The sequence below is a fragment of the Lacinutrix venerupis genome (assembly GCF_003663945.1).
In the GTDB taxonomy this organism is placed as follows: Bacteria; Bacteroidota; Bacteroidia; order Flavobacteriales; family Flavobacteriaceae; genus Lacinutrix; species Lacinutrix venerupis.
Genome location: NZ_RCCH01000001.1, coordinates 76,596 through 88,741, shown reverse-complemented (window position 1 = coordinate 88,741; position 12,146 = coordinate 76,596). Strand labels below are relative to the sequence as shown.

The following is a 12,146-nucleotide window of genomic DNA, read 5'->3' as shown; positions in this document are numbered from 1 at the left end:
AAAAATAAATCTCTTAATAAAAAATAAAAGGCTTGAAGCATTTCAAGCCTTTTTTCTATTTGCATAACATCGTACAAAATCGTAACATTACATTCAATTAAAATTAAACTAATAGTAATACTAAATGGAAAGCCAAAATATTAAACCATCAGTACCACAAGACGAAAATATTATTGAAAACAGAGAATTAAACATTTGGGAAGCATTAATTCCTGTAATAGCTTTAGTTGTTATGTTATTTTACAATGTATTTTTTGTTTATGGAGATGATGCTTTAAGTGGCAGTAACCAATTTATTCTACTTTTAGGAGCAGCCGTTGCAGCCGTTGTAGGTTTTTACAATAAAGTATCTTACAAACAAATGTTAGATGAAGTCGCAGAGAATGTAAAATCAACCTCTGGTGCATTATTAATATTACTTATGGTTGGTGCACTTGCCGGCACATGGTTAATTAGTGGCATTATTCCTACCATGATTTACTATGGGTTACAAATTTTAAATCCAACTATATTTCTAGCAGCATCTGTAATAATTTGTGCTATAATTTCTATCGCTACAGGTAGTTCCTGGACCACTTCTGCAACCGTAGGTATTGCATTAATTGGTATTGGTGAAACGCTTGGCATATCTTTAGGTATGACAGCTGGAGCTGTTTTATCTGGCGCCTATTTTGGTGATAAAATGTCACCGCTTAGTGACACAACAAACCTTGCACCTGCTATGGCTGGAGCTAGTTTATTTTCGCATATTAAATACATGGCGTACACAACAGTACCTACCATAATTGTAACTTTAATTGTTTTTATAATTATTGGTTTAAACATAGATACTACTGGAACACCAGATATATCAGACAAGTTAAATGCCATTAGTGGTGCATTTAATATTACACCTTGGTTATTTATTGTACCAATAGTAGTTATCTTTTTAATTATTAAAAAAACTCCACCATTAGTTGCTTTACTTGTAGGCACTCTTTTAGGCGGGATTGCAGCTATAATTGCACAACCAGAAATAGTAAAAACAATTGCTGGAGCAGATAGTTTAACCTTTCAATCGGCATACAAAGGAGTTATGAATGCTATGACCGTAGATGTTGCTGTAGAAACTTCAAGCGAAGAATTAAACGATTTATTTTCAGCTGGAGGCATGTCTGGAATGCTTGGTACCATTTGGTTAATTATTTGTGCTATGGTATTTGGTGGCGTTATGGATGCTATTGGCGCATTATCTAGAATTAGTAGAGCATTACTTAGTTTAGCTTCTACAACTTTTGGTTTATTTGCCAGCACTGTAGCTAGTTGTTTAGCTTTAAATGTAACAGCATCAGACCAATATTTAGCACTAGTAGTACCTGGAAAAATGTTTAAAAAAGCATACGAAGAAAAAAATCTTGCGCCAGAAAATTTAAGTAGAACTTTAGAAGACTCGGGAACCGTAACATCTGTATTAGTACCATGGAATACTTGTGGTGCATACCAATCTGGTGTTTTAGGTGTACCTGTTGCAGATTATTTCTTTTACGCCATTTTTAACTGGCTAAGTCCATTTATGACCTTATTATTTGCAGCTTTCTCTATTAAAATAAAACAACTATCTTCTAAATAAGAAATATCTATTTTATTTAAAAAATACAATAACTAAAAACTATAACCTTATAAGATTAAAAAATTTTATAAGGCTTGTTTTTTTAGTCTTCACCTCTATCTTTGCAAACTCAAAAATGAATCTAATAATTAATAAACTTTAACAAATGGCAATAGTAGGAAAACAATTTCCAGATTTAAATGTAGACGCAATGAACGAAATGGGTGACACCTTTAAATTAAACGTTCTTGAAGAAGCAAAAAATAACAAAAAGAAAGTATTATTATTCTGGTACCCAAAAGATTTCACTTTTGTTTGCCCAACAGAATTACATGCTTTTGAAGCTGCAAAAGAAGAATTTGCAAAAAGAAATACAATTGTAATTGGCGCTTCTTGCGACACTCCAGAAGTACACTTTGCTTGGTTAAATACACCAAAAGATAATGGTGGAATTGAAGGTGTTACATACCCAATATTAGCAGATTCTAACCGTAACCTTGCTTCTACTTTAGGTATTTTAGACATCACTAACGAAAAGTACAACGAAGAAACTGGAGTTGTAACAGTAGAAGGTGACAATGTAACTTATAGAGCTACTTACGTAATAGACGAAGATGGTATTGTACAACACGAAGGTGTAAACAATATGCCAATAGGTAGAAACGTAAACGAATTTTTACGTATTATCGATGCTTTAACTCACGTACAAGAAAAAGGTGAAGTTTGTCCTGCAAACTGGGAAGAAGGTAAAGACGCAATGAGTGCAAATAGATTAGGTACTGCAGAGTACTTAGCAAACCACGTAAACTAAAAAAATCATGGTTCAAGAATTAAGTCAAGACAATTTAAGCGAAATAATTGCAGCTAACGATACAGTAGTTGTGCAATATTCTGCAACTTGGTGTGGTAACTGTCGTATTATGAAACCAAAAGTTAAGAAATTAGCTAGTGAGTTAGAAAATATAACATTTGTTATCGCTGACGCGGAAAAATTTCCGGAATCTAGAAAATTAGCAACAGTAGATAATTTACCTACGTTTGCTACTTTTAAAAATGGAGATTTTGTAAACCAAACACAAACAAATAAATTCGACGTTTTAAAAGAATTAGTAAACGAAGTCGCTTAATTTAAAGATCCGTTTTTCGTTAAAGCGAAAAATAAATACAATTATCAATGAAATTACCAGTAATAAAACATTTAGCTCAATTTATAGAAGACAATGATGAAGACTACATTGTTGAAACTATTGAAACTCTAGAAGCCTTAACCGAAGTTCCTTCTCTTAAAGATGAAGAATTAGACGTAATTGGAGAATTAATCTCTAATATGTATGGTGCAATTGAAGTTAACAAAATGATTAAAGAAGGTACACCAAAAAAGGAAGCCGTAAATAACTTTATGAAACGTGTTTTAGGTTCTATTGATAAATAGATTTAATACAATTAAATTTAATAAAAAAACCACTTTGCGAAAGCTTAGTGGTTTTTTGTTTCTATTTATTTTCTTATCCAAATGCAATTTGTAATCCCATTAACACAAACACAAATCCGCTTATTTTATTAAGCCAAATCCCTGAGTTTGGATTGCCTTTAATTTTAGTTGAAAACGTACTAGCAAACAAGGTCAAAATCACATACCAAATCACACCAATTATTGCAAACGTAACACCCAATAAAACAAAAGGAATAGGATCTTCTAATTTTGAAGGTGTAATAAACTGCGGAAAAAATGCCAAAAAGAATAATGCAACTTTAGGATTTAAAGAATTTGTAAAAAATCCAGACCAAAAGTCGTTTTTAGAGCTGTTTTTAACTTCACTTATCGTGTTTTCTGTAAATAAAACTGAAGAATCCGTATACTTTTTCACACCAATATAGACCAAATAAGCTGCACCAATATACTTTATCACCATAAAGGCTATTGCAGATTTTGCAATTAAAACCGTTAAACCAATTGCAGACAAAAACGTATGCGTTAAAATACCTGTATTAATGCCCATTGCTGACACTATTCCAGATTTACGACCTTGACCAATAGATTTATTTAATACAAAAACCGTATCAATTCCTGGTGTCATTATAAATAATAAAGCAGTAACTATAAAGGTTATAAAATTTTCAATTCCTAACATACTATTTCAGTTTACGGGTTATAAAAAATATTACACAAAGAAACTAGGATTGAAACTGCTAAAAAATACATATTTTTGTTTCAGTAATGCAAAAAACGCATTAGTTATGACAACACAACAAATAAAATACTTTTTAGTTTTAGCCAAAGAGCTTCATTTTTGGAACACTGCCGAAAAAATGTTTATCTCACAATCCTCATTAACAAGACAAATTCAAGCTTTAGAAGACGAATTGGGTTTTTCACTTTTTGAAAGAAACAAAAGAAACGTAAAACTAACCGATGCTGGTAAATTCTTGCAACAGCAGTGGAGCAAAATTATGAGTGAATTAGACCAAATACAGCGTCAAGCAAAAAAAATAGATCAAGGAGATACAGGACATGTATCTATCTCCTATCCAGGTTCTATAACCTTTAGTTTTCTACCCAATTTTTTAGAAATAATTAAAACTAATCTACCTGATCTAAAGCTAGAATTAGCAGAGCTTACCGATGAAAACCACCAAAAACTACTGCTAAACTACGATACAGATATTGCCTTTAGTCGCGATAATATACAGCATACAAATATCCAAACTATAAAACTTTCTACCGAGCCTATTTGTATTGCTGTACCTAGCAACCATTGGCTAGATAAAAATTCTATTAATAATATTGATAAATTGCAAAAGGAAAACTTTATAATTACTGGTTTGCATCAAACCACATTTTTTTCGTCTTTATTACGCAACTTATTCAATCAATTAGGTTTTGAACCTAAAATTAGCATCGAATCAGATTTTGGTGGTATGATTTTAAATCTTGTGTCTAAAGGACTCGGTATTTCTATTCTACCAAATTCTTTTAAACATTCAAATTTTAATAATGTACGTTTTATAGATTTAGACCAAACTATAGATTTATATATGCATTGGCGAAAAAATGAAGTTAATAAAACTATTGAAAAAGTTATAGACTGTGCAAAACACATGGACACAAGCATCTATTAGACAATAAATTACTATCCAAAAACTTTAAATAGCATTAAACCTTTTACATTAATCAATAAAATGAATGCGGACTTTTTGTAATATTTATAAAAAGTAAAACTTAAAACCACTTAGCGAAAACTAGGTGGTTTTTTTATAAGTAAAATTTAAAAACATACAAAAACCAAAAAGTATACAACATTCGAAAATGTGTATAAGAACTTTACTCCTATCCTATCCGACCTTTGTATTATTCTTTTAAACAAAAAAATAAGTAATAAATGAATACAAATCAATTTGAAAAAAAAGGCTGGACTCCAAACAGAATTGGAGACTTAAGTAGCAAAGTATATGTAATAACAGGCACTACAAGTGGTACAGGATTTGAGGCAGCAAAAATATTGTTATCTAAAGGAGCTAAAGTTATTATGCTTAATAGAAATCCTAAAAAAGTAGAAAACACCATTGCTACCTTAAAAAAAGAACTAGGCAATAATATAAATGTAATATCCATAAAAATGGATTTATCTGTACAAGCTTCTGTAAAAAAAGCTGCACAAGAAGTAATTAAAACTGTACCAAAAATAGATGCATTAATTTGCAATGCCGCAATTGCGCAAGTACCAAAACGAACACTTACTGTAGATGGTTGGGAAAGCCAAATGGGAACAAATCATTTTGGAAATTTCACGCTTCAAGCTTTATTATTTCCTCTTATTGAAAAATCAAAAGGAAGAATTGTAACTGTAGGAAGTATGGGATATAATATGGGCATTAAAACTATAAAATTTGATGATTTAAATTGGGAAGAAAATTACACACCTAATGATGCTTATAGCCAAAGTAAACTAGCACAAATTATGACTGTTTACGAACTTCAAGACAAGTTAAAAGCCGCAAATATAACGCATGTTAAAGCATACGCTTGTCATCCAGGTGCTTCAAGAACATCTTTAATTAAAACAAGCGGAAGTTTATTAACACGCTTTGTGTGGCAAATTATGAAATTATCACCATTGGTTCAATCTGCAAAAAAAGGTGCCTATCCTCAATTAATGTGTGCTACAGAAGAAAATTTAGACCAAAGTAAATTTTACGGTCCAACAGGCAGAAATAATTGGACAGGACCGGTTGACGCTCATAAATTAGAACCACACGCTAAAAATAAAACTGTTGCCTCTAAACTTTGGAATATATCAGAAAAAGCAGCAGGTTTTAAGTGGAATTTTTAAACCTAGATATTAAACAACTAAAATAAAAAAGTAATGAGCTTATTAAAATTCACTAGTGTAATATTTATATTATTAACCTCCTTATTGGTTAACTCTCAAGATAGAAATTGGACTATTAAAGAGTCTAAAGATGGTAAATCTAAAGTAAAGTACGATTTGGTAAAAGAAGAGCAAGGCACTCATTTTTACTATATTGCTGAAACGACAGCAAATGTAACCTTAGATGAATTAGATACTTATTTTTCAAATACTTCTAATCACAAGTTTTTTTTAGAAAGTACACCAGAAACCAAAGAAATTAAAAAAATATCTGATAATGAATGGCTAGCTTACTACTATTTTAATGCGCCTTGGCCATTAGCAGATAGCGATATAGTAATTAAGTTTAATCGCACTAAAAAAGAAAATAAACTTATTTTTACTGCAAATGCTACGCAGAGTGATTATAATAATGCAGATGTTGAAAGAATGACCACTTATAAAGTAATTTATGAATTTGAAAAAATAAATAATACAACCACAAAAATCACCTACAATGCAGATTATATTCCTGTTGGGAATATTCCAAAATTTTTAATAAAAACCTGGTTTCCAAAAGGTCCTATAAAAATAGTTAGTAAATTAGGTTCAAGAAGTCAATCTTAAAATATTAGCAAATTAATATGCAACATTTTAAAACATTATCATCGTATTTAAGTTATCTAAAACTGCCTAGTCCAGAGCATCCTATGTTGAGTGTTTTTAACTCAAAAGGAGATGGCTACCTACCTTGCCCAAGAGAAAGCTCGCCGCCAATAACTAACGATTGCTACTCCATAAGTTTTAAAAAATATGTGGAAGGCGATTTAAATTATGGACGCACAAACTACGATTTTACAAATGGTGCTTTAATTTTTATTGCACCAAGACAAGTATTACAATGGGATAGTAGTGTTGTTTTTGAACAGAAAGGATTTTCTATAAATTTTCATGAAGATTTTTTAAAAGGAACAGAATTAGCACTTCAAATAAAAAAATATGGATTCTTTTCTTATTCGGTAAACGAAGCGTTACACCTTTCTCCAAAAGAAGAAAAACAAATAGAGTCTATTGTAGAAAATATTGAAATTGAATACCAAAACAATCAAGATGAATTTAGTAAAGAAATAATAATCTCTCAACTAAGTACACTTTTAAAATACGCTAACCGTTTTTACGAAAGACAATTTTTAAACAGAAAAGAATTATCAACCAATTTGCTAGAACAATTCAACACGCAATTATTAGCGTATTTTGAATCTGGACAAATACAAGACAAGGGCATTCCAAGTATAGAACAAATAGCAAATAAAATGTCGGTTTCACAGCGTTATTTAAGCGATACGCTAAAGAAAGAAACAGGTAAAACCACAACCGAACACTTACATTTAATTTTAATTAATGAAGCAAAACATATTTTATTACAACCTAATAAGAGTATTTCGGATGTTGCTTTTGAATTAGGATTTGAATACCCACAGTATTTTTCAAGATTATTTAAAAAAAAGGAAGGCATTAGCCCAACAAAATATAGAGAATTATATAAACTGAATTAATTTTTATAATAATCCAACTAACGATAGAAAATTAAAATAGTAATACAATAATTTAAAAATATGGATATATTAAAAACATCAATAAATTGGGCAAAAGCCGAGCTATTTTCAACACCTTTTTTTATACTGTTTGGACTCATATTTATTGCAGCAAGTATTGGTTTTTGGCAATTAGGAAAAACAGATGTCGCTAAAGCATATATTATTCCCACCTTAGTAGCAGGCATACTACTTACAACTATAGGAGTTGGTTTGTTTTTTACTAATAAATCAAGAATTAATCAATTTAAAACAGCATACACTACTAATGCACCAGCATTTGTAAAATCTGAAATCACTCGCGCAGAAGCCACACTTAAAGAATATAATACTGTTGTTTTTAAAGCCATTCCAATTATAATTATTGCAGCAGCTCTATTAATTATTTTTATTAATACACCAACATGGAGAGCAATTAGTATTACTACAATTACAATGTTGGTAGTAATTTTATTAGTAGACGGAACTGCTTATGCAAGAATGGATGCTTACTATAAAGAACTAAAATTAGTAGATATGGTATATGAAACTAAAAATTAGTAAATCTTAAAAAAACTCTTCAATAAAATCCAATCTCAAAACAATATAAAATCCCAAACTGTAATCAACCAATCCTAAAAGAGACTAACACACACCATTAAATATGTAACTTTGTACGTATGGCAAATACAAATACCGAAAATAGAATTGTTGAATATCATTTAAACAGGCATCAACCAGATAAGCCACAATTAGCCATACACGATTTAAACGAATACATTACCAAACATAAAGGCCATACTACCAAACCACATATACATAGTTATTTTCAAGTTATTTGGTTTAAGCAAGGTAACGGAAAACATTTTATAGATTTAAATACACACAATGTTACCGATAATACTATTTTGTTTGTCGCTAAAAACCAAGTGCATTATTTTGATGACAATACTAATTACCAAGGTATTTTATTGCATTTTAATGAGACTTTTATTGTGCAAAAAGACAATGAAACCGACTTTTTTTTAAAGTGTAACCTTTTTAACAATCCGTACCTTCAACCACTTTGTCCTTTAAAAAAGCCAACTGCTATTATATTTGAAGAGTATATTGCGCAAATAAAACGCGAGTTTAATAATCCTGACCAATTTGGTAAAGAAGAATTATTAAAGTCGTATTTAAAAGCATTTCTTATACAAATACAACGTGTAAAACAAGCCTGCGAGCAAACCGAAGAACAAACTAATACTTTATTTGACGATAAAAAATTACAGCTTATAAAGTTTATAAATCTTATAGACGAAAATTACACCAAAGGACTTTCGGTTTCAGAATATGCTAAACTGTTATTTATATCTTCAAGAACATTGTCTGATCTTACTAATTTGCAATTAAACAAAACACCATCGCAAATAATACAAGAACGTATTGTGTTAGAAGCGCAACGTTTGTTATTGTATTCCGAACTAAACGTGAACCAAATTGGCTATCGTTTGGGTTTTGATGATCCGTCGTATTTTGTAAAATACTTCAAAAAACACACAAACCTCTCGCCTTTAGGCTTTAGGAAGTCCGTTTCCTAAAAGTACCATTCCTTTTCGTTTTTGTCCATCGTATACTACTGGAGTTATCTTGAACTTTGCAGTGTAATTAAAAAAAAGTATATCATGGAAAAAACACAAGCACTTATTATTGGCGGAACTACCGGAATGGGAAAAGCCACAGCACAACTTTTACTTGAAAAAGGTATTGAAGTTACTATTGTTGGTAGAGCTAACAAAAATCTAGACACTGCAAAAACAGAATTAGCTACTTTTGGGAATGTAAATACCAAAGCAGTAAATCTTTTTGATATGAATGAAGTAAAAGCATTTGCTTCAAATGTATCTAAAGACCTACCTAATTTAAAATACTTGGTGAATTCGGCAGGCTATTTTAGTCCGAAACCTTTTTTAGAGCATACTGAAGCAGATTACGACATTTACCATAATTTCAACAAAGCATTTTTTTTTATCACACAAGAAGCAGCCAAAGTAATGGCTAACAATGGTAGTGGTTCTATTGTAAATATAGGATCTATGTGGGCAAAACAAGCTATAAAAGCCACACCATCTTCGGCATATTCTATGGCTAAAGCAGGTTTACACAGCTTAACACAACATTTAGCAATGGAGTTGGCAGAAAGTAATATTCGTGTAAACGCAGTATCTCCTGCAGTAGTAGTAACACCAATTTATGGTTCGTTTATAGAAGAAGATAAAATTGAAGAAACCTTACAAGGTTTTAACGATTTTCACCCTATTGGACGCATAGGAACATCACAAGACATTGCCAAAACAATCGCCTTTTTATTATACGAAGATAGCGCTTGGGTTACAGGTGCAATTTGGGATATTGATGGAGGCGTAATGGCAGGAAGAAATTAATAACAATTAAGAGAAATTAAAATGACAAAAGCATATTTAGAAATCAGTCTTAAAATAAACGATGCAGACAGAGCAAACGCAGCAGCTGTGTACAGCAAATACAAAGCACCATTTTTAGAAACCGTTACAGGAGCAACATCTAAAGACCTTTTAATTAGAGATGAAGATGTACAAGTGTTACATGGTTTTAAAACCACAGAAGATGCGCAAAATTACTTAACAACAGCCTTATTTACTAACGATGTGGTAACTGGTTTAAAACCGTATTTACAGGAAAATCCAGAGGTAAGAATTTATACAGTAGCTTAATTACAAACAGGTTACTAGGTTTACAAAAGAAGCTTTATTGGTTTAAAACAAGGCTTCTTTTTCATCTTTAAAACATTTAAAATTATGGAAGCAAGTTTTTATTTTTATACCATTTTAGCAGCATTAGGTTACCTTTTAATAGAATCACTATTCATGGTTGGCGTATGGATTTCGGCAAAAGGCGGAACAGAAAAAATGCCTAACGGAAAGGATTATGATAGTGAAATGATTTTATATCCATTTAAAAAAAGGGTTATGAAATCTACCAAAGAGATTGTGTTTTATAAAGCTGATTTTTTGGAAGCACTAGTTAAAAAAATTCGTGTACAACTACCTGAAATAGATTTTAAAACCTCTAATACTGAAATACTTTTAACTAGAAAGGATAGTGATTTTGTAGCGTTCATGAATTTATTAAACGAACGCATTAAACGTATTGACCCTAATATTGTGATAACCTTATCGGAAACTGGAATTCAATTTCACAAAGAATATATACAGTACAAAGTGAATAAATACTTAAGAAAACCTATAATTCAATGTCCTATTTGTATGTCGTCGTTTTGGAGTATTTTCACCTATTGGATTCCTATAATTTACTGGTTTGGTTTTAGTTGGCCAATTGTATATTTAGGCATTGCAAACACCTGTATTTTAGCTTGTGTAAATTGGTTGATATTTTCTAGCAGACCTCAATAATATTAATAAAGTAAAAGCTATTGTAAATTTACAGTAGCTTTTTTTTCGACTTAAAAAATTAAAAATGCAGTAGTAATCTTTCAAACTTTAGCAAATCTTTAAGGTAAACAATGTACTAAATTGGGTAATTTTGTTAATAATAAAAAACAGATTCATGAAAAAAATAATAACACTCTTTTTAGTGATTATAGCAACACAATTAAGCGTTGCACAAACAGACGAATTGCAATGGTTAGATATACAATTATCTAATTACCAATATCCTTTTGCGGTGTCAACATTACAATTAAATATACAGAACCAAGATTTAGAAATGGCGTATATGGATGTTAAACCAGAAAACTACAATGGTAAAAACATTGTATTATTTCATGGTAAAAACTTTAATGGTGCTTACTGGAAAACAACTATAGATGCATTAACTAAAGAAGGTTATCGTGTTATTGTACCAGACCAAATTGGTTTTGGTAAATCTAGTAAACCAGAACATTTCCATTACACGTTTCAGCAATTAGCACAAAACACAAAAACGTTGTTAGATACTTTAGGTGTAAATAAAACGTCGGTTTTAGGACATTCTATGGGAGGCATGCTAGCCACAAGGTTTGCGTTAATGTATCCAGAAACTACCGATAAATTTATTTTAGAAAACCCAATTGGTTTAGAAGATTGGAAACTAAAAGTGCCTTACAAACCTGTAGAATGGTGGTATGCAAACGAGCTTAAAAAAAGTTACGAAGGCATTAAAAAATACCAATTGGTTAATTATTACGATAATAAATGGAAACCAGAATACGACCAATGGGTAAACTTATTAGCAGGTTGGACCTTAAATTCAAGCTATAAAACTATTGCTTGGAACAATGCCTTAACTTACGATATGATTTTTACACAACCTGTTGTATACGAGTTTAAAAACATAACAGCTCCTACTCTATTAATTATTGGAACCAGAGATCGTACCGCTTTAGGAAAACCTTTAGTTAGCGAAGAGGTGAGAAAAACAATGGGTTTATACAGCCAATTGGGTAAAACCACACAAAAAGCCATACCAAATGCAAAGCTTGTAGAAATTGAAAATGTTGGGCATTTACCACACATTGAAAAATTTGATAGTTTTATAAAACCATTAATTGAATTTTTAAAATAAGAATTAAAAAAAATATCCGAATAAAAAAAAAGACACTTTACTATAAAAGTG

15 protein-coding genes are annotated in these 12,146 nt (G+C 30.8%); 14 read left to right on the top strand and 1 reads right to left on the bottom strand.

From position 1 onward, the window contains the following. Window positions 1–124: 124 nt before the first annotated feature. The 4 genes from nhaC (at window position 125) to CLV86_RS00445 (ending at window position 3,020) form a co-directional block, all read left to right on the top strand. Window positions 125–1,609, top strand: a complete 1,485-nt coding sequence (gene nhaC, locus CLV86_RS00460) for a Na+/H+ antiporter NhaC (RefSeq protein WP_121048322.1) — start codon at window positions 125–127, stop codon at window positions 1,607–1,609. A 145-nt stretch (window positions 1,610–1,754) separates the two neighbouring features. Further along, entirely contained in the window at window positions 1,755–2,399 is a 645-nt protein-coding gene (locus tag CLV86_RS00455; RefSeq protein WP_076733367.1) for a peroxiredoxin, read from the top strand. Window positions 2,400–2,406: 7 nt separating this feature from the next. After that, window positions 2,407–2,715 (top strand): thioredoxin family protein, encoded by a 309-nt coding sequence (locus tag CLV86_RS00450; protein ID WP_076733368.1) that lies wholly within the window; start codon window positions 2,407–2,409, stop codon window positions 2,713–2,715. A gap of 47 nt (window positions 2,716–2,762) precedes the next feature. Beyond that, a complete protein-coding gene (locus CLV86_RS00445; RefSeq protein ID WP_076733369.1) occupies window positions 2,763–3,020 on the top strand; it encodes a DUF6952 family protein in 258 nt (85 codons plus the stop codon). A 73-nt stretch (window positions 3,021–3,093) separates the two neighbouring features. Here the strand turns inward: CLV86_RS00445 and CLV86_RS00440 are convergent, their stop codons facing one another. After that, window positions 3,094–3,720, bottom strand: a complete 627-nt coding sequence (locus CLV86_RS00440) for a LysE family translocator (protein WP_121048319.1) — start codon at window positions 3,718–3,720, stop codon at window positions 3,094–3,096. A 106-nt stretch (window positions 3,721–3,826) separates the two neighbouring features. On the opposite strand from CLV86_RS00440, the gene CLV86_RS00435 reads away from it, so the two are divergent. The 10 genes from CLV86_RS00435 (at window position 3,827) to CLV86_RS00390 (ending at window position 12,095) form a co-directional block, all read left to right on the top strand. Next, window positions 3,827–4,708: a LysR substrate-binding domain-containing protein gene (locus tag CLV86_RS00435; protein ID WP_121048316.1), complete on the top strand. Its 882-nt coding sequence runs from the start codon at window positions 3,827–3,829 to the stop codon at window positions 4,706–4,708. Window positions 4,709–4,968: 260 nt separating this feature from the next. After that, on the top strand, window positions 4,969–5,919 hold the full coding sequence (locus tag CLV86_RS00430) for an SDR family oxidoreductase (RefSeq protein WP_121048313.1): 951 nt from the start codon (window positions 4,969–4,971) through the stop codon (window positions 5,917–5,919). Between the two features lie 33 nt (window positions 5,920–5,952). After that, window positions 5,953–6,564, top strand: coding sequence for an SRPBCC family protein (locus CLV86_RS00425; protein ID WP_121048310.1), 612 nt, complete (start codon window positions 5,953–5,955; stop codon window positions 6,562–6,564). Window positions 6,565–6,581: 17 nt separating this feature from the next. Beyond that, the gene (locus CLV86_RS00420) at window positions 6,582–7,493 is read left to right on the top strand and encodes a helix-turn-helix domain-containing protein (protein ID WP_121048307.1); all 912 of its coding nucleotides are present in this window, start codon (window positions 6,582–6,584) and stop codon (window positions 7,491–7,493) included. Between the two features lie 60 nt (window positions 7,494–7,553). Beyond that, window positions 7,554–8,072, top strand: a complete 519-nt coding sequence (locus tag CLV86_RS00415) for a hypothetical protein (protein ID WP_121048304.1) — start codon at window positions 7,554–7,556, stop codon at window positions 8,070–8,072. 119 nt (window positions 8,073–8,191) lie between these two features. Beyond that, on the top strand, window positions 8,192–9,094 hold the full coding sequence (locus CLV86_RS00410) for an AraC family transcriptional regulator (protein ID WP_121048301.1): 903 nt from the start codon (window positions 8,192–8,194) through the stop codon (window positions 9,092–9,094). 84 nt (window positions 9,095–9,178) lie between these two features. Then, window positions 9,179–9,937: an SDR family NAD(P)-dependent oxidoreductase gene (locus CLV86_RS00405; protein WP_121048298.1), complete on the top strand. Its 759-nt coding sequence runs from the start codon at window positions 9,179–9,181 to the stop codon at window positions 9,935–9,937. A gap of 21 nt (window positions 9,938–9,958) precedes the next feature. Continuing rightward, entirely contained in the window at window positions 9,959–10,246 is a 288-nt protein-coding gene (locus CLV86_RS00400) for a hypothetical protein (protein ID WP_076733385.1), read from the top strand. An 84-nt stretch (window positions 10,247–10,330) separates the two neighbouring features. Then, on the top strand, window positions 10,331–10,945 hold the full coding sequence (locus CLV86_RS00395) for a hypothetical protein (protein WP_121048295.1): 615 nt from the start codon (window positions 10,331–10,333) through the stop codon (window positions 10,943–10,945). Window positions 10,946–11,099: 154 nt separating this feature from the next. Further along, a complete protein-coding gene (locus tag CLV86_RS00390) occupies window positions 11,100–12,095 on the top strand; it encodes an alpha/beta fold hydrolase (RefSeq protein ID WP_121048293.1) in 996 nt (331 codons plus the stop codon). Window positions 12,096–12,146 lie beyond the last annotated feature (51 nt).